Here is an 18,911-nt window from a genome sequence, read left to right on the forward strand (position 1 = left end):
CTTTAACATCATAAATCTATATCCTTGAATTTGAGAAGAATGAGATCTCTTTTTCATTTCACTTTCTTGTAAAAAAGAATTCAATTCCATGAAATCACTCCTAATTTATTAGCAATGATCACATTTATCTGGATTGCACTTGCCCTTTTGACTGGATGGTTTTGCATCGCTTTGGTTAGGGATTATTTAAAGCATAAAAATCAACTTGAACCCGTTAGCTGGATCAAGACTTCCATCATAGGTTTTGTGGTCAATTTTTTCGATGTCTTGGGAATAGGAGCTTTCGCTCCTCAAACAGCTCTATTGAAATTCACCAAACAGACGGAGGACAAAGTAATGCCTGGAACCCTAAATGTGGCCAATACACTTCCTGTGCTCTTTCAAGCCTTGATTTTCATCACCATCATTGAAGTAGATGCCTGGACACTTTTATCAATGCTCCTTTCTGCAGCAATTGGAGCCATTGTAGGAGCAGGGGTTGTTTCCAAACTTTCGGAACGCAAGATCCGCTTAACCATGGGATTTGCTTTATTGATTACTGCGGTTTTTATGATTGCCCGCAACTTGGATTGGATCCAAGGAGGGGGAGATGCCATCGGACTTCGAGGAGGTAAATTAATTATAGCCATTATCGGTAATTTCTTCCTTGGTGCCTTGATGACTGCAGGGATTGGATTGTATGCACCCTGCATGGCCTTGGTTTTTGCTTTGGGAATGTCACCTCAAGTTGCATTTCCGATTATGATGGGTTCTTGTGCTTTCTTGATGCCACCAGCATCGATTCGATTTATCCGAGAAGGCGCTTACAATAAAAAAGCTGCCATAGCTATGGCTATTCCGGGAATTGTAGCAGTTTTGATCGCAGCATTTGTGGTAAAATCCTTGCCTTTGGATGTCCTTAAATGGGTCGTGATAGGGGTTATTTTATATACTTCCGCAGTGATGCTGAGAGCTGGAATAGTTCAAAAGGAATTGAGTATGGAGTTAGAGGAAAAGTGATTTGAAATTACAATTAGGACAAAGGATTTAGGTGGGTAAAACTACTTTTGGTATTCTATTTTGAGAATTTTCCATACAAAATCACCCAATTTGGTATTAACAATCACCTCATCACCAACAGTCTTACCAAGAAGCGATTTAGCCATGGGAGAGTCCATAGAGATATAATTTTTATTACCAATTAACTCTTCGTAACCAACAATTCGAAAACGATTTTTAAGCCCTTTCTTTTCGTTTTTAATTTCTACCCAAGCACCAAAATTCACTTTTCCTTCTTGGTTGGGGTGGTATTCAATCACTTTAAAGTCATCAATGCACTTTCGTAAATAGCGGAGACGATTGTCAATTTCTCGAAGACGTTTTTTGTTGTAATGGTAATCGGCATTTTCTGAGCGATCTCCCAAACTTGCGGCCCAGGCAACCTTAGCGGTAACGTCTGGACGTTCAACTCGCCACAAATGATCATGTTCCTCCCTTAATTTTTGAAAACCTTCCGGAGTAATTAATTGTGAGCGGTTAAGTTTTGGTAGCGTTGATTCTGGAATTTTTCGCCTCATGGTAAATGATCTTACTTTGAATTTTTCGCAAGATAATATAATGAGGGGATAGGATTGTATGCTTCTTGTATGACCATGGTTTATGCTTTAGGAATGTTAAATCAATAGGCTGACTACAACAGGATGGGTAAATGTTTTTATTCTTTACTTAACATAATATAAATTATACAACTTATATACTTATTTAATAATGCAGGACATCCAGTTCATTGGAACTCTCTATTTTTCACTATTCCGGACGATTATGCAAATAATTTCAAATACGCCATTCTCGTGCCTTTAAATTTACCTATAAATCGCTATTTCCAGATTATTTCTATCTTCAGGGCTGAGAATCCACTTTTCCCCTGATTTCAGCAGCTATGAATAAAATGATTCCCAAACTGGGATTGTATCTTGGGCCAATCGCTTTTGTACTGATTCATTTTTTTATGAGTTCTCCGGATTTAAATCCCGCTGCTCAATCCATGTTGGCACTCGCGGCATGGATGGCCATCTGGTGGATCTCTGAAGCTTTACCCATAGCTGCCACAGCATTTCTGCCGCTGATACTAATGCCTTTGCTGGGAATACTTCCAATTGCTGATGTTTCTGAAAATTACATGCATCCTACAGTCCTATTATATATGGGAGGATTTTTATTGGCAACAGGAATAGAAAAATGGAATCTACACCGCAGAATCGCACTTAACATAATAAATTTATTAGGAACTGATCTCCGTCGTATTGTTTTGGGATTTATCCTGGCAACAGGCATTTTATCCATGTGGATCTCAAATTCAGCCACTTCCTTAATGATGCTTCCAATTGGCTTGGCTGTAGTAAATCAGTTCAAAAGTCAATTAGGTGAATCCAATACTTCTATAGCAGATCGATTGGGAAAGAACATCATGTTGGGAATTGCTTACAGTGCTTCTATTGGCGGTTTGGCAACTCTAATCGGAACTCCCACCAATGCCATAATGGCTGCTGTAATCAAGGATTTGTACGATTATTCCATAGGATTTAATGAATGGCTGGCCTTTGGATTGCCTTTAGTGGCCGTTTTATTGATGATTTGCTGGTATTATCTGGTGAGTTCGGCAAATCCACTTCCCAAGAGTTTCAGTCTTCCAGATGGCAAAAACATCATAGGTACTCAACTAAAAGCTTTGGGAAAGATCAGTTACGAAGAAAAATCAGTGATGATAGTCTTTGGAACTGTTTGTTTAGCCTGGATTTTAAGAAGTTTTGTTTTAGTAAAGTTTCTACCGGAGATAGACGACACCATCATCGTTTTGATAGGGGTAGTTTTATTGTTTATCCTTCCCTCCTCCTCTGGTGAAGACCGGATTTTGGACTGGAAAACGGCCGAGCGTATCCCCTGGGGCGTATTGATTTTATTTGGAGGTGGTTTGGCTCTGGCAGCAGGATTTAAAGAAACTGGTCTGGCAGAATGGATTGGCCAGCGATTTACCCTAATTGAGGGAATCTCTTTCTTCTTCTTACTATTGATCATCATCGCCTCGGTCAACTTCCTAACAGAGGTTACTTCCAATGTTGCCACTGCTTCCATGTTGCTCCCGATATTGGCTTCTGTGGCATTTAAACTCGATTTACATCCATTTGGACTGATGATTGGCGCTACGCTTGCTGCCTCCTGTGCATTTATGCTGCCAGTTGCGACCCCACCAAATGCCGTGGTCTTTGGTTCAGGCTATTTGCAGATGAAAGATATGGTGAAAGCCGGATTCTGGCTGAATATAATTTCCATCATACTAGTTACTTTGATGGTCTATTTTATCCTGCCTTGGATGTGGGGAATTGACCTGATTGGAAACCCGTTTTGATGTAAGATTTTAGATTTGAGATATTTGATTTAGGTCTAAAAGCCAACTGTGACTGCCAACTGCTTTGACCTTTTTCACTTTTGACTTTAAACTTCTGATCCCTGCCAACTGTGACTGCTTACTGATCACTAGAAAATGCCCCAAAATCGCATTTACAAGTAATTCTTAACTCTAAAATCATAAATCTTACTTCCCTTTCCATTTCCGTCACACATTTCCCCCATTCCGTCACATTCTTTTGTAAAGGCTATTTTGAGCTGGTATTCTTGGCATATCAATTTTGAGTAGATATTATGAACACCAAGAAAGTCTTTTATTTGCTAATCTTTTTGGCGGCGCTTTACAACATTTTAATCCTAAAATCCTGTGCCACCAAAGCAGATTCAAATCATCAGACCAACAGACATTCACTATCTAATTCAATTGAATTAAAATAATTCAACTTATTTATTTACAAACACTTATGAAATCAAAAAGCTTGGTATTCCGAGACATAGAATGGTGGATTGTCACAATAGTTTTTTTAGTTATTGTCTTGACTAACATCACCGTAGGAATAAACCACCATCAGGTTGATAAATTTTTCGGAAATGTTTTCATGCCTATTGCAATTTACCTTGGGTTTTACGTGGTGCATTTGGTCATTATCCCCAAATATTTAAAGGACAGAAACGTCCTCCATTTGGTTTTGTATAGCATTCTCACCCTGGCAATCACAGGAGCAATTTCTGGGGCCTGCGCCGCAGTACTTCGGATCAGACCAGAAAGGTATTTCAGTTTTTTCTTTAGCATGATAGCACTTTACCCTGGGTATTTGCTGACCTCAATTTTGCTAAAAAAGATGCTTTACCCTCCTGCTTTTAGGGATTTTCAACTCTACAACGGAGCAAGATTATTTACAATTTTCCTTTTCGTTTCAGTTTTCTTAATCTCATCTCAACTATTTGTAAATGAGGGAGTTTTCATCATTCTGTTTATCATTATTCCGGCGATTTTATTCTTCTTCATCTACAATTACTTTTTGCTTTACCGCAATAAATTAGCAGGAAAAATCAAGGCCTATCGATGGTTTTTATGGGGCTTAATCGTGATTATCTCATTCATTTTCCTGATTATTTCACTTGATACTAATACTCCTGAAGTTCTATTGCTTGGAGTTGGATTGATTCTCTTATTGATGTTTGTGATTTTCCCGCTTTCCGATTTGATTTTCAAAAAATACGAGGATTATATCGGTAAAATCGACACCCTATCTGTTCAGGTGAATCAGAGTTCAGCCAACCTGAGTTTCCTTAGATCTCAAATCAACCCACATTTCCTATTCAATGCCTTGAATACACTTTATGGAGCGGCACTCTTAGAAAATGCGGAAAAGACCTCAGATGGTATCCAAAAGCTTGGAGATATGATGCGCTTTATGCTGCATGAAAATCAGATGGATAAAATCCCACTTTCTCGTGAAATCGACTACCTAAGAAATTACCTGGACCTTCAAATGCTTCGCTTTGCAAAGGAAGATCATCTGGATGTATCGATAAATATCAGTGAGGAGTTTTGTCAAGGAGATATTTCCCCGATGCTTTTGATTCCATTTGTAGAGAATGCATTCAAACATGGCATTAGCACCAAGAGTAAATCTTGGATCAAAATTAACCTGAGATGCCTGAAAGGTTCTGTTCATTTGGATGTAGTCAATAGCATTCACCCTAAAAAGGCCAGTGAAGACCCAAGGGATGAATCTGGAATTGGTTTGGAAAATGTAAAAAGTAGATTGGAACATTTCTACCCTCAGAAACATAGTCTGACCATTGTAGCCAATGACACAGAGCATTTTGTCCACTTCTCAGTACAGATTTAATATGAATTTTCGCTTAATCCTTTCCTTTTTTTGCCTAGTAACCTTGATACAATGCACATCTAAAGTCACAGAAGAGAATAATGAAATCCCTCTTTTCACTTTGGAAGTGGACAAAGCTGAATTGATAAACTATGACCAACTAGTTAACAACAAGTCCTATATCCTGCTAAGCACCGACGAAAATGCGGTGTTTAGCAGAGTGGACAAATTAGTGGCAGCCAATAATCAATTCTACCTATTTGATGCATTATCTACTGAAGGAATCCTTGTATTTGATAATCAGGGTGCATTTTTAAGGAAAATCGGAGAATTTGGGGACGGGCCGGAATTATTAAATAGCATCAGTGATTTTCAAGTCAATGAATCCGGGGAGGTAATGGTACATGACCGTGGTTCAAAATCCATTTTTATTTATGATTCCAAAGGTGCTTTAGAGGAGGTCTTGGAAGTTCCTTTTCTGGCTAGTTCATTTTCTAAAACACCCAATGGCTGGATTTTTTCCATCAATGTAGAAAACCAGAATGAGTCCATGGGGAATCCGAAAGTTTCAGTCACGAATGATTCTCTAGAGCTGCAAAATTCCTTTTTTAAGTATCATCCCAATGCTTCAAACATCTATTTTACTGCTGGACATCTATCGAAAAGCCAGGATCAGATATCATACTTCAGGGCAATTGATGACACTGTAAGTTTATTCAATAAGCAAGGAGAGCTTTTGAAACGATTTAAGCTCGATTTTGGAAGTAAAAATTTACCTCAAGAAGCTTTGCTTGACATGTCTAAAATGGACAAAAGTCAACATTACAGATATATAGCTCAATCCCTGACATTAATAGGAAACCGACTTTTTGGATTTATCACTTCCACAAAGACTGATGGAGGTATTTTGATGATTGATTTAAAATCAAATAAGTTATTTCGGCAGGATGTAGACTACAGTGATTTTACCTTTTCAAACCTTCTCTATCCTTCGGCTAATCTTCAAGATGAAGCTTTGATTTCCTATTTGGATCCAGTTACTTTTAGCCAGGATTCCGAACCGGAGAATTATCCTGAGGATGTTCGTGAACATTTAGAAAATGAAGGATCTGTACTGATAATACATCATTTAAAACCTGTTCAATGATCAAAGCAATAGCGATTGACGATGAAAAAATGGCTTTGGAAGTGATTAAAGCACACGCTTCCAAAGTCCCCTTTTTACACTTGGAAGAAGTTTTTACCGACGCCATCCAAGGACTGGAGTATATAAAAAACAACGAAATCGACTTGATATTTCTCGATATCAATATGCCTGATATCTCAGGAATTGACTTTGCAGGATTGCTTCCCAAACAGACCTTGGTCGTTTTTACCACAGCTTATTCAGACTATGCGGTCAAAGGTTTTGAACTCGATGCATTGGATTATTTACTCAAGCCCTTTAACCTCAGCAGATTTATCAAAGCTTGCCAAAAAGCTCAGGAGTGGCTGGAGTTGCAACCTGGCAAAGAGCCTGAGTTTACTTTCATCAAGACCGGTGAAGGTCAGATTCGATTGGTTTTCGACCAACTCCTATTTTGTGAAGCAAGTGGGAATTATGTGACTTTTCAGCTGGAGTCGGAAAAAATTATGAGCAGAATGACTTTGGCAGAAGTAGAAAACCTACTCCCCTCCTTTTTTATCAAAACCCATCGTTCCTTTCTGGTAAATAGTCAAAAGGTCAGCAAAGTTGAAAAACATCAGTTGCACCTAAATCAAAAATTTGTTCCTGTGAGCCTATCTTATGTTGATCAGGTGATGGAGCATTTCCAAGCTTAAGAATTGCCAAAGCTCTCCAAATATTCCTTTCTATAATTCAGAGGTGTAGTTCCGATCCTGTCTTTAAACTGTTTATTGAAGTTGGAAAGGGTATTAAAGCCACTTTCATAGCAGACTTCAGAGATGTTGATTCCTTCTTCGTGAAGAAGCTTACATGCATGACTTATCCGCACGTCGCAGATGAAATCCGAAAAGGATTTATTGGCTCTGGATTTAAAAAATCGGCTAAAAGCACTCACAGACAAATTAGCCAAAGCAGCCACCTCTTCCAGCATAATTTTATCCTTGTAGTTTTTCATCACATATTCATACACCTCTCCCATTCGGTCTTTTTCAGACTCTTTGTTGAGGTTAATGTATTCTGCATTCGTGATCGGGTTGATATCTTTTGAATGCGCCAAGTAATTCAGGATTTCCAAAAGCAGGATCAGTTGGGAAGTACCTCTCAGGTGAACCAGCTTTTTCATCATTGCGGTGATTTCCTGATTACTCTTGCCTGTCACTTCCAATCCTCTTGCGGAAGCTTTCATCAAACGTCCGATATCTTCAAATTCCTCTTTATCAAAAATCCCTTCGCCAAGGAAATTCTCCGGAAAGTAGACAACTACCAAATGTGTTTCCAATCCATTTGCAGGATCAAAGTAGGCATTGTCAGATCTCCAGACATGAGGGAGATTTGGACCGGTCATGACCATATCTCCTTCTTTGAAAGGTTTGATATGATCCCCAATGTAGCGGGTTCCCCTACCCTTTAAAATCACGACAAATTGATACTCAGGATGAAAATGCCAGTTTTTATCAAAATAAGGCGCTATTAACTCCTGAACCACAAATACTTTGGAGTCTGGAATGCGCGATTTTTTGAGTGGAGTCTTCATAAATTTTAGCTGAGTTATGCTGTATTTTGAAGTGATTTATTTACAAATAGGACAAAATTCAGTCAAAATTCAAATCAATACAGTGAGAATTTTGAGAAATTTATGTAGAATATTGGTATGCAATTGATACATAAACCCATTTTATGAGAATTTCCATTAAAATCCCCCCCATGAAACTTTCCTGGTTAGTGACCTCTTTGGTCATTTCCCTGCTTGTAATAAGCTGCGGAAAAAAATCCGGTGAGACATTTTTGTCTTCCACCGAACCTAGACGTGTTGAAATACTAGTATTAGGTCATGAAAGCGAGCATCACAATTCTGAGAAATTGATGATGTATCTCGAAACTCCCCTTTTCCAAAAGGGAATCAACCTGACATATACTACAGATGTCAACGATCTTAACCCTACAAAATTGAGTAATTACGATGGTTTGATGATTTATGCAAACCATGAACAAATTACTCCAGAGCAGGAAACTGCGCTGAAAGATTATGTACAAGGTGGTAAAGCATTGATTCCGATTCACTCGGCTTCTTTCTGCTTCCAGAACTCTCCTTGGTACATTTCTGCTGTTGGTGGCCAGTTCAAAAGCCATGGCACTGGTGATTTCACCGTGGACATTGTTGATCAAGATTCTCCTATCATGGATGGAATCAGCGAGTTTGAAACTTGGGATGAAACTTATGTTCATAGCCAGCTAAATCCTGACATGCATGTATTGATGGAGCGAGTGGATGGCGATCACAAAGAACCATACACTTGGACCCGTGAAGAAGGTGACGGTAGAGTATTCTATACTGCTTATGGTCATAATGAGAAAACTTGGGAAAAAGAAGAATTTCAGGAATTGGTTGCAAACGGAATTCTTTGGGCAGTTGGTGAGAAAGTAAATGAGCTTTTGGCTGAATACAACATCCCAACTCCTCAGTTTGAAGATGCTGAGATTCCTAACTACGAAAGAAGAGATCCAGCACCAAGATTCCAGTTGCCATTGTCTCCTGAAGAGTCAATGAAATTAGTTCAGGTGCCTGTAGGTTTTGAATTGGAGCTATTTGCTTCTGAGCCAATGATCATTAACCCAATAGCTTTTGCATGGGATGAAAGAGGTAGATTATTTGTCATCGAGACAACCGATTATCCTAATGAAGTTCGTAAAGAAGGTGGCGATGATAAAATCAAAATTTTGGAAGATACCGACGGCGATGGCAAAGCTGATAAAGTAACTGTTTTCGCAGAAGGCTTAAATATCCCAACTTCAATCATGGCAGTTAATGGCGGTATGTTGATCTCCATGGCTCCAGATTTTGTTTTCCTAAAAGATACTGACGGTGATGATGTTGCCGATGTGAAAGAAGTGGTAATGACTGGTTGGGGTAAATTTGATACCCACGCAGGTCCTTCCAACTTAAAATATGGCTTTGACAATAAAGTTTGGGGAGTATTAGGTTACTCTGGCTTCAATGGTGAAGTGAGTGGTAAAAAATACAATTTCGGTCAAGGTGTTTACAGATTTGATCCTTCTGGCGAAAACATGGAATTCCTAGGTCGTACAAGTAATAACACTTGGGGTCTTGGTTTCTCTGAAGACTTTGAAACATTTATCTCTACTGCCAACGGTCAGCATTCAGTGTATTTGGCTTTGGATAATAAGTTCGTAAAAAGAACTATCTATAAAGGTACTCCGAACACAGCAACTGGAATTGATTCACACTATGACATGCCTCATTTGACTCCTTTCTTGAGACAGGTTGACTGGCATGGGTCTTACACTGCTGCTGCAGGACATAACCTTTATACTGCAAGAAGTTTCCCTTCTGAATATTGGAACAAAATGGCTTTCGTAGCCGAGCCAACAGGACGTGTTCTTCACAATGCAAGATTATTGGAAGAAGGTTCTGGCTATAAAGAGAAAAATGCATTTAACATTTTGGCCAGTTCTGATGAGTGGTTTAGCCCGGTTCATGCTGAAGTTGGTCCTGATGGATCTCTTTGGGTAGCTGACTGGTACAACTTCATTATTCAGCACAATCCTACTCCTCGTGGTTTTGAAAACGGAGAAGGAAATGCTTACATCAACCCAATGAGGGATAAGGAGCATGGTAGAATCTATCGATTGACTTACAAAGGTGGTGAGCCTTCCGAAACTTACGACTTGAAAGATGCTTCAGCTAGTGAATTACTGGAAGCAATGAAGAGCGATAACATGTTCTGGAGACTTACGGCTCAGCGATTGATCGTGGAAACTCAGAACAAAGAAGTTGTAGAAGGTCTCTATGAATTGATCAATTCTCCTGAGGTAGATGGAGCTGGAATCAATGGACCTGCGATCAATGCACTTTGGACTTTGAAAGGTCTAGGTGAATTAGAAGGTAATAATGCCAAAGCTCAGGAAGTGGTTGAAAAAGCATTGAGCCATCCTTCTGCTGCTGTTAGAAAAAATGCGGTTCGCGTGATTCCTCGTAATCAATCTGCATTGAATGCAATTATTGCAGCTAATATGATGGAAGATGATAATCTTCAGGCTAGAAAATTTGCAATCCTAGCAGTTTCTGAAATGCCAACAAGTGATGATGTTTCTAAGAAGCTTTTGGCTATCTCTGAAGATCAGGACAATGCCAAAGATGAGTACTTGCCTCAGGCGATTTTTGCTGCAGCTTTGACTCACCCTAGTGCATTTGAAAACAGACCTGCAGCTCCTTCTTCAGAAGCGCAGCCTGATTCTTTGATGGGTGTAGCTGATAGAATATCTAAAAGCTTGATTTCTGAGCTTTACACATTGAATCCTAGAAATGCCCTCCTTTTCCCACCAGATCCATCTGGAAAAGAAATCACGATTTCTATGGAGGTAACTCCTGGTAGAGATCCTTTGGATGGTGTGATGGTTGCTCAAGGAAATAGTGTCAATGGCTACAGCTTATATGTTTATAAGGATGCATTGAGCTTTGCAGTTGCTCAGGATAGCGATGTAAAAATCATCAGAACTAAGAAACTTCCTTCTGAGAAGTTTATGGTAACTGCCACCTTGAAAGAAGATGGATCAATGAGCTTGCAAATCGACGGTAATGAAGTAGCGAAAGGAAAAACCAAGGGATTGTTTGCTGCTCCACTTTCACCTGAAAATGTAAGAGTAGGTCAATTTGACTCTGGAAATAAAGTAGGTGATTACGAAGGAAACTGGAGATTCAACGGTAGAATCGGAAATGATTCAAGTCTTGACTTGAAGAAAGTTGATGGTGCTGAAAACAGTGCTATTGCTTCCATAGAAGTTGTTGAAGACGGAATGATCACATTGACTGCTGTTCCTCATGAAATGAGATTTGACAAGTCAGTCTTTGCAGTAAATGCAGGAAGCCAGTTGATTTTGGACTTTAAAAACCCAGATTTCGTACAGCACAATCTGATTATCGGAACTATCGGTTCATTGGAGAAAATAGGTCAGGCAGCAGATCAAATGGCTAAAAACCTGACAGGAATGGACTTGGCTTTTGTTCCAAATATTCCTGAAGTGATCGCCTCTACCGAGTTGGTTTTCCCTAATTATTCGGATTCTATTGTGATCAATGTACCTTCCCAAAAAGGTGATTATCCATTCGTTTGTACTCTTCCTGATCACTGGAAGCAGATGAACGGTATCATGAAAGTAATCTAAGGAAGGATGTCATTAGAAGTAAAATTTGGGGTAAGTACCTGGTTATGGACTTCCCCTTTTAATAAAGAAACAGTAAACCTATTTCCTAAGATCAAGGAATTTGGCTATGATTTCGTCGAAATCCCAGTTGAAGATCCTGCATTGATCGATATTCAAGGAGTGAAAACTGCTTTAGCGGATAATGGCCTCAAGGCTGTTATCTGCGGAGCATTTGGTACTAGCAGAGACCTCACAAATGAGGATCCTAGTTTCCACAAAACCAGTTTCGATTACCTAAACAGTTGCTTTGAAATCGCAGCTGCTTTGGACTGCAAATTTGTGGCTGGCCCTATGTATTCAGCTGTAGGCAAGGCAAGATTGGTTTCACCAGAGCAGAAAAAAATCGAATGGGATCGTGCAGTAACCAATCTGCGGATCGTCTGTAATAATGCAAGAAAATTCGGTTTGGAAATAGCTTTAGAAACTTTAAACCGTTTTGAAACAGACTTGATTAATACCTGTGAGGAATTGATGCAACTGATCTCAGACATCAATGAACCTGAAGCAAAGGTGATTTTGGATGGTTTTCATATGAGTATTGAAGAACCGGATCCGGAAGCAGCCATCAAACTGGCAGGAGATAAATTGATTCATTTTCAAGTATCGGAAAACTATAGAGGTACGCCCGGAACAGGACAAACACCTTGGGCTGCTTATAAAAGAGGATTGGAAGCTGTCAATTACAAAGGAGTGATTTCTATCGAAAGCTTTACTCCTGAAGTAAAAGAATTGGCAGGTGCAGTCTGCATTTGGAAACCCCTGGCCCCAAGTCAGGATAGTTTTGCCAGCGAAGGATTGAAATTTTTAAAAAAATGGGCTTCTGAAGCCTGAGTAACCCAAATACCCATACCAATATAATTATGAGTGATAAGAAATTTAACATTGCTATTATCGGCCTAGGCTTTGGAGCCGAATTCATCCCGATTTATCAAAAGCATAAGCTGGCAAATATGTATGCCATCTGCCAGAGAAATAAAGAAAAGGCTGAGGAGATTGGAAAAGCTTTTGGGATAGATAAAGTTTATACGGATTACGATGAGTTATTGAAAGATCCAGACATCGATGCGGTTCATATCAATACTCCGATCCAAAACCATGCGGAGCAGTCCCTAAAGGCGCTTAGAGCTGGTAAACATGTTGCTTGTACCGTTCCAATGGCGACAACCGTTGAAGAATGTAAGGCAATCGTTGAGGAAGTTCAACGTACTGGATTGACTTACATGATGATGGAAACGGTAATTTATAGCCGTGAATTCCTCTTTGTAAAAGAAATGTATGAAAAAGGAGAGTTGGGTAAGATCCAATTCTTAAGAGCTTCTCACCAGCAGGAAATGGCAGGATGGCCAGGCTATTGGGAAGGCCTCCCTCCTATGCATTATGCTACTCATTGCGTAGGTCCTGTTTTGGCTTTGCCTAAAGCACAAGCTGAATATGTTTCTTGTCTTGGTTCAGGTAGAATCGATGAAAATTTAATCCCAAAATACGGTTCTCCTTTTGCAATTGAGACTTGCCATATCAAATTCAAGGATTCTGATTTGGCGGCTGAAGTGACTAGATCTCTCTTCAATACAGCAAGACAATACAGAGAAAGCTTTGATGTCTATGGTTCTAAGAAGTCTTTCGAATGGACTTTGATCGAACATGAGGATTCAGTTATTCATACAGGCGAAAGCCCTGAAAGAGTAAAAATCCCTGATTATGCGCATTTGCTTCCTGAGGAAATCGCATCTTTCACCACAGCCGGTGTTTATGATGGTGATGACAACCAGCATTTATCCTTCATTCAGGGATCAGGACATGGTGGATCTCACCCTCACTTGGTCAATGAGTTCCTAAATGCCTTGGCAGAAGAAAGAGCTCCTTATCCTGATGCTAAGCAGTCAGCCAACATCACCTGTGTAGGTATTCTGGCTCATGAGTCTGCGATGGCTGGAGGTAAGATCATTAATCTACCTGATTTCACGCTGAGCTAAGAAATAACTTTTAAATGGGAAATAGGTTGTATATACTATTTCCCATTTATCAGAAAATCTGTTGATAAGTATAAATAATCCAAAAAATAGAGGGGAGTTTATTCAACTTCACAGATCGAATACTAATCCAATTAATAGAATGAAAATTACAATCTTATCAAAGTCAGCATTTGTTCTCCTTGCTGCGCTTTTATTTGCCTGTGGTACTGAAAATAAAGAAGAGAAGGCAGTAGTAGAAAAAGAACCTGTTGAAGTTAAGGAGACGCCGGCACCCGTGGCTGAGCCAGTAGAAGAACAGGTAAAAGAAGAAGTAATCAGTGATGCCAGTAAAACCATGTCAGGTGAAGACAAGATCGGAAATTCAGATTGTCTTTCCTGCCATATGAAAGAGAGACAAGTTGTTGGACCTGCTTTCTTGGATATCGCAGCTGAATATGAAAACAACGATGCTAACGTAGCAAAACTTGCTGCTAAGGTAATTCAAGGTGGAGCTGGAGTCTGGGGTGAGGCAGCCATGCCACCACATCCATCACTAAGTGAAGAAGATGCCAAGGATATGGTAAGATATATTTTGGGTTTAAGCTAAATTCAATCAGCTTATTCAAAAAAAAGAGGCAGTTTTTACTGCCTCTTTTTTTATTTTACTTTGGTTCCAACCGCATCAAACATGCCCATCAGATCACCTTTGGCTGTTTCATCATCCACTTTTTTCAGATAAAGTGTCACATCATAGCCACTGATAGTAAAAGCGGCATTCAAAGCATCCTCTGAAATTTTGACAGAAGTCATTTTGGATTCCTCTTGGGCTCCTTCTTCCATAAAATATCCAGTAGTGACATCTCCCACTGTTTCAAATCTCATAGGAATTGTAGCACTACCTTGAGGAGTGTCTTTGATCAAGACAGCCCATTTTCCTTCGAAATATGCTGGACTAGGAGCCTGCGTGGCAAAAGCTATACTAAAGATAAAAAGTATGGCAAAAGTGCTCAGGATTGATTTTCTTGTTTTCATGGTTATGGATTATTGTTTTATTTAGATACAATAAGAAATAATTCGTTTAAATTTCAAATAGGTGAACATTCATTTTTCAAGGATCAGAAAAAATTCTTGATTAAATCTAAAGACAAACACCTTATTAAATCAATCCCCAATTCCTTTTTCCAATGAAAAAATTATTCATTTACATCTTCCTAATTCTTCCTATTGGTCTTTTTGCTCAAGAACTAGCGATAAAAAACTCCCCCAATTTTGGGAAAACCGTGGCAGTTTTTGGAGGTTCTGTTTCAGTTATTCCTGAAAGTAATACCGCTAAAGCCATGTGGGAAGAAAGTTTGGATATGAAAATTACCAACTATGGCGTTGGAGGAGCTGGATTTTCATCATTACAGGGTAAATCCCTTCAACAGCAAATAGATGAGGCCGGAGTTTTCGATATCTATATTTTATGGGCTTCCACCAATGATTACACAAACAACAGAGCTATCGGAGAATATATAGATTACACCGAATTTGATGGTTTTGACAAAGAAAAGCTCGTGACCCAGGCAGGAGGAATCAATTATTGTATCAAAAAAATCTACGAACTAAACCCAAATGCCACGATCTACTTTTTCACTTCTAGCAAGGCCTTCAACAATCGAGGTGGCTACGATCCATTTGATGAAAACGGAATGGTGAAATATGTGGATATGCAAAAGAAAATCTGTGACCTTCATGGCATTCCATACTTAGATCAATTTACTTTAGGAGGTTACAACATTTACAATAAGGATCTGTTTTACCGAGATCCTATTCATATGAATGATGCTGGATATAAAAAATTAGGTGAGCTTCAAGTAGCCTTCTTGGCCTTTCCAAATTGATCTTAGCCAAAAAAAAGAGAGGCTTTGGAATAAACCTCTCTTTTAATTTTTATCTAGCATACAAGGTCAAACTTCTCATTGACCAGGGCTTCTCCCCTTTTTCTGTGCTTTGAATTCTAATAAATCTGACTTCATCAGGAGATTTCCATCGTGCATTATTCAATCCCGCATGACCGGTTTCTTTGGCTACTTCAGTCCAGCTATTGCCGTCTTTTGAAATTGAAACCGTATAGCCCAATGGGAATTCTTCTTTTCCTGCATTGAATTGAATTTCGGCAAGCTGATGATCATCCGGTAATTCTACTTGGTACCACATACCCGGCTCCTGAGATTCCTCTGTTTTCCAACCTTTGTAGCCAAATGCATAAGAAGGATCCCGAGTTGATCCCACTCCTTGCAACGCAGTGCTACTTGCAGTTGCTATCCAATTATCCTGAGGCGCTAAAGCTTTAGGCACTTCTTGAATCAATTCATCAAAGCTATAATTTGAATCTCTGTCTTTTGTTTCTTCTCTGATTTGGGCCACATATTCTGGATATACAAAACTTCCTTCGTTCCCAAATTCATTTCTGATATAAGATAAGACTGAAGCGATATACTCATCGTCATTCATGTTCATCGCAATCATGACACCTTCATACTCTTTTCCTTCCAAATCACCTGTTAGGCCATGCAAAAGGGTTTTGACGGCATATTCAGGATGTCCTTGGATTCGCTGAGAACCCGAAAATGCTGGAGCTATCAATCCATCTCCAGCTGGAGATCCTAAGCCTTTTGGTCCATGACAGGTAGAGCAATAACTATCGAAAATGGATTTACCTTTTGTAAACAAGGCTAATTCTACAGGAGCGTATTTTACGGAAGCTACTTTTTTAGCCTCATCAATTTTCTCCAAAATCTGGGTGGAAACCAATTGAACTCCTTGGGCTTGATTTGCTGCCAAAGTTGATTTCATCAAATCTTCCACTTGCTCAATCTTCAAAATATAAGCACTGAATAAAGCTTGAATCGCGACATTCGGATCAGATGACTTGGCCATTTCTTTATAATCAGCGGCCAAACTCTTTTCACCGTATTTATAGAGCGTCTCGCTGGCTTTCAAGGCTTGTATCTGAATGTTTGGATTGGAATCTTTCAATAGCTCTCTAACAAGGCTTAAATCCAAAGAATTCAACCCTTCCAAAGTCCAAAGCGCATGAATTCTGGCCAATTCATTCTTTGAAGTTTTAGCCATTTTCTCCAATTCTCCCACAATCGATTTATCCTGATTCAGGATCATGATCTGTTGTGCCTGATCTCTCCACCATCCATTTGGGTTTTCTAGATGTCTAACCAACTCAGCGGATGTTTCTTCATACATTCTTGGCTTCTCGGTATTTCTAGGCATCCCTTCATAACTCAACCTCCAGATTCTTCCATTTCCAATCACATCATCCATTTGATATTGTTGGATTTTAGTTCTTAGGTAACTTCCCTCCTGCGTCCAATTTCCTTCCTGAATGATTCCTCTGTACATGTCTACAATGTACATGGTTCCGTCTGGGGCTGTAGCCATATCCACAGGTCTGAACAAAGGATCTGTGGATTGAATAAACTCTGATTTAGAATCGATATAGCTATTTTGAATATAAGTCAAGCCTTCAACATTTTCAGAATTCACTTGTCTGACAATTCTTCCCACAGGTTCACCATAGAAATATTGATTAACAAGTTCTTTTGGTAATCTATCGCCTCGGTAAACATCACTTCCAGCTGCTCCAGTAACATTATTTAAAGATCCATCAGGATTAGCTTCTTTCATTCCAGGCTGGAAATCCGCCAATTTGACCAAGCTATATGGAACGCGGAAACCATCCTTCCATTGACCTTTCACGCTAAAGTTTCCATAGGCTATAGGAAACTGAAAGCCTTGTGGAACTCCTCCAGCACCATCTTGGAACCAAAGTTTACCATAATTATCCTGAGTTACTCCCCATTGGCCCCATGGATTTCCACTTGGTTCATGGATGACTCCATCAGGTGTCCAGCGAATTCTTTTGGAGTTGTAGGTGCTATACATCCAATTATCCATAGCCCAAGTAAGGAAACTAGTTTGATGCTCCACATTACCTGAACGGCCTAATCCAGAAGAAAACAGTTCTTTTTTATCTGCCTTTCCATCCCCATCCACATCTGTAAACTTGTAAACATGGTCTTCATTGGATTCCATGGATAAAATGGTATTCGGGCCAAAAGGAACAATGAATCTAGGGAACACCAAACTGTCTAAAAAAACAACTCCTGTTTCATATACTCCATCATTGTCTTTATCCTCCCAACGTGAGATTCTGGAAGTCGGCATCAATTCCCCATTGGCATCAATGTCTTGCATGTATGTGCGAAGCTCCAAAACATACATTCTTCCATTTCCATCAAATTGGATAGAAGCTGGCTCTCTAATTTGAGGTTCCGATAATACCGGATCCATGCTATATCCTGGCTTTAATACAAAGGATTTCTTTTCCTCATTTGCAGAAACAGGAATCACTGGTGCTGTTGGAGTCAGGTCAATCCCTTTCCAGGTTGGTGACTCTAAATCAATTCCTTCGGGAAGTTCAACAACTGGGTAGGGTGCTTTAAGCCGCTTTGGATCCATGGATTCTGAAGGTGATACATCAAAAGGTGATCTTTCCGGTTCACAAGCTGAAAAAGCAAGTAACGTAGTACTGGCTAAAAGGACTGTTTTAAATACAAACCGCATTTTAAATATTTGTTATTTAATGGGGAGAATTCGAAATAGAAATATACAAACTCTTACTGCATGCACAAATTATGGGATTTTTGTAAGGGGCTTTCTACCACAAATAGAAAAGTGGGGCATTAATAAAAATTGAAGTCATCCAGACTAATTTAAAAATAAAAAGCCACTCGGTTTGTCGAGTGGCTTTATCGTTTCAGAGCCTCCTATCGGGATCGCCCGCGAATCCTCGATGACTATCGGGATCGGGGCAATGACCTACTGATTTTCATCTTGGTATTGAATAATCAGTTTTTGGGTAATCTCAGGGTACTTTTGTAGATCTTCTAAATATTTCCTTTTTCTAGCCCTCTTAATATGCATTTCAATATTGACAGCTTGTTTTCTAGATGAGCAAGGAATGCTATGAACTAGCTTCCAGTCAATAGTCCCATGCGTATGAGAGTTTTTGAAGTAACCTGTATTATGTTGGTTAAGCCTTTCTTCTAAATCTTGCGTTTGGCCAATATAGTAACTGTCCCTGCTCGCTGAATAAATGATGTAAACAAAAAATCCCATATTCATCCAGACTAAGTTAAAAATAAAAAAGCCACTCGGTTTATCGAGTGGCTTTATCGTTTCAGAGCCTCCTATCGGGATCGCCCGCGATAGCTATCGGGGCAATGACCTACTGATTTTCATCTTGGTATTGAATAATCAGTTTTTGGGTGATCTCAGGGTACTGTTGTA

Annotated in this window: 16 protein-coding genes; 11 read left to right on the forward strand and 5 right to left on the reverse strand. The window is 39.4% G+C overall.

Annotated features, from left to right (window positions below):
* Positions 1 to 114: 114 nt before the first annotated feature.
* Positions 115 to 999 (forward strand): sulfite exporter TauE/SafE family protein, encoded by an 885-nt coding sequence (locus tag J0A69_RS15115; protein ID WP_206587443.1) that lies wholly within the window; start codon positions 115 to 117, stop codon positions 997 to 999.
* A 41-nt stretch (positions 1,000 to 1,040) separates the two neighbouring features.
* On the opposite strand, the gene greB is transcribed toward J0A69_RS15115, so the two are convergent.
* Complete coding sequence (greB, locus tag J0A69_RS15120; protein WP_206587444.1) at positions 1,041 to 1,556, reverse strand: transcription elongation factor GreB; 516 nt, start codon at positions 1,554 to 1,556, stop codon at positions 1,041 to 1,043.
* Positions 1,557 to 1,918: 362 nt separating this feature from the next.
* Here greB and J0A69_RS15125 point away from each other — a divergent pair, with 362 nt between their 5' ends.
* The 4 genes from J0A69_RS15125 to J0A69_RS15140 all read left to right on the forward strand — a co-directional run bounded on the left by J0A69_RS15125 (position 1,919) and on the right by J0A69_RS15140 (position 7,043).
* Positions 1,919 to 3,385 carry an SLC13 family permease gene (locus tag J0A69_RS15125; RefSeq protein WP_206587445.1) on the forward strand — a complete coding sequence of 489 codons (1,467 nt, stop codon included), beginning with the start codon at positions 1,919 to 1,921 and terminating at the stop codon, positions 3,383 to 3,385.
* 463 nt (positions 3,386 to 3,848) lie between these two features.
* Entirely contained in the window at positions 3,849 to 5,243 is a 1,395-nt protein-coding gene (locus tag J0A69_RS15130) for a sensor histidine kinase (protein ID WP_206587446.1), read from the forward strand.
* A 43-nt stretch (positions 5,244 to 5,286) separates the two neighbouring features.
* Positions 5,287 to 6,369 (forward strand): 6-bladed beta-propeller, encoded by a 1,083-nt coding sequence (locus tag J0A69_RS15135; protein WP_206587447.1) that lies wholly within the window; start codon positions 5,287 to 5,289, stop codon positions 6,367 to 6,369.
* Positions 6,366 to 7,043, forward strand: coding sequence for a LytR/AlgR family response regulator transcription factor (locus tag J0A69_RS15140; protein ID WP_206587448.1), 678 nt, complete (start codon positions 6,366 to 6,368; stop codon positions 7,041 to 7,043). The genes J0A69_RS15135 and J0A69_RS15140 overlap by 4 nt, the downstream gene beginning before the upstream one ends.
* Here J0A69_RS15140 and J0A69_RS15145 read toward each other — a convergent pair.
* The gene (locus tag J0A69_RS15145) at positions 7,040 to 7,921 is read right to left on the reverse strand and encodes an AraC family transcriptional regulator (protein ID WP_206587449.1); all 882 of its coding nucleotides are present in this window, start codon (positions 7,919 to 7,921) and stop codon (positions 7,040 to 7,042) included. The genes J0A69_RS15140 and J0A69_RS15145 overlap by 4 nt on opposite strands.
* A 170-nt stretch (positions 7,922 to 8,091) precedes the next feature.
* Between J0A69_RS15145 and J0A69_RS15150 the strand changes: the two genes are divergently transcribed.
* The 4 genes from J0A69_RS15150 to J0A69_RS15165 all read left to right on the forward strand — a co-directional run bounded on the left by J0A69_RS15150 (position 8,092) and on the right by J0A69_RS15165 (position 14,169).
* Entirely contained in the window at positions 8,092 to 11,571 is a 3,480-nt protein-coding gene (locus J0A69_RS15150; protein ID WP_206587450.1) for a PVC-type heme-binding CxxCH protein, read from the forward strand.
* Between the two features lie 6 nt (positions 11,572 to 11,577).
* On the forward strand, positions 11,578 to 12,441 hold the full coding sequence (locus tag J0A69_RS15155) for a sugar phosphate isomerase/epimerase family protein (RefSeq protein ID WP_206587451.1): 864 nt from the start codon (positions 11,578 to 11,580) through the stop codon (positions 12,439 to 12,441).
* A gap of 29 nt (positions 12,442 to 12,470) precedes the next feature.
* Entirely contained in the window at positions 12,471 to 13,583 is a 1,113-nt protein-coding gene (locus J0A69_RS15160; RefSeq protein WP_206587452.1) for a Gfo/Idh/MocA family protein, read from the forward strand.
* 139 nt (positions 13,584 to 13,722) lie between these two features.
* Entirely contained in the window at positions 13,723 to 14,169 is a 447-nt protein-coding gene (locus tag J0A69_RS15165) for a c-type cytochrome (RefSeq protein WP_206587453.1), read from the forward strand.
* A 50-nt stretch (positions 14,170 to 14,219) separates the two neighbouring features.
* On the opposite strand, the gene J0A69_RS15170 is transcribed toward J0A69_RS15165, so the two are convergent.
* On the reverse strand, positions 14,220 to 14,594 hold the full coding sequence (locus J0A69_RS15170) for a hypothetical protein (protein ID WP_206587454.1): 375 nt from the start codon (positions 14,592 to 14,594) through the stop codon (positions 14,220 to 14,222).
* Positions 14,595 to 14,746: 152 nt separating this feature from the next.
* Between J0A69_RS15170 and J0A69_RS15175 the strand changes: the two genes are divergently transcribed.
* Positions 14,747 to 15,445 (forward strand): SGNH/GDSL hydrolase family protein, encoded by a 699-nt coding sequence (locus J0A69_RS15175; RefSeq protein WP_206587455.1) that lies wholly within the window; start codon positions 14,747 to 14,749, stop codon positions 15,443 to 15,445.
* A 49-nt stretch (positions 15,446 to 15,494) separates the two neighbouring features.
* On the opposite strand, the gene J0A69_RS15180 is transcribed toward J0A69_RS15175, so the two are convergent.
* Positions 15,495 to 18,080, reverse strand: coding sequence for a DUF7133 domain-containing protein (locus J0A69_RS15180; RefSeq protein ID WP_236032891.1), 2,586 nt, complete (start codon positions 18,078 to 18,080; stop codon positions 15,495 to 15,497).
* On the opposite strand from J0A69_RS15180, the gene J0A69_RS15185 reads away from it, so the two are divergent.
* Complete coding sequence (locus J0A69_RS15185; protein ID WP_206587704.1) at positions 18,079 to 18,318, forward strand: hypothetical protein; 240 nt, start codon at positions 18,079 to 18,081, stop codon at positions 18,316 to 18,318. The genes J0A69_RS15180 and J0A69_RS15185 overlap by 2 nt on opposite strands.
* Before the next feature lie 122 nt (positions 18,319 to 18,440).
* Here the strand turns inward: J0A69_RS15185 and J0A69_RS15190 are convergent, their stop codons facing one another.
* The gene (locus J0A69_RS15190) at positions 18,441 to 18,746 is read right to left on the reverse strand and encodes a GIY-YIG nuclease family protein (protein ID WP_236032892.1); all 306 of its coding nucleotides are present in this window, start codon (positions 18,744 to 18,746) and stop codon (positions 18,441 to 18,443) included.
* Positions 18,747 to 18,911 lie beyond the last annotated feature (165 nt).

Source organism: Algoriphagus pacificus, from assembly GCF_017254845.1.
GTDB lineage: Bacteria > Bacteroidota > Bacteroidia > Cytophagales > Cyclobacteriaceae > Algoriphagus > Algoriphagus pacificus.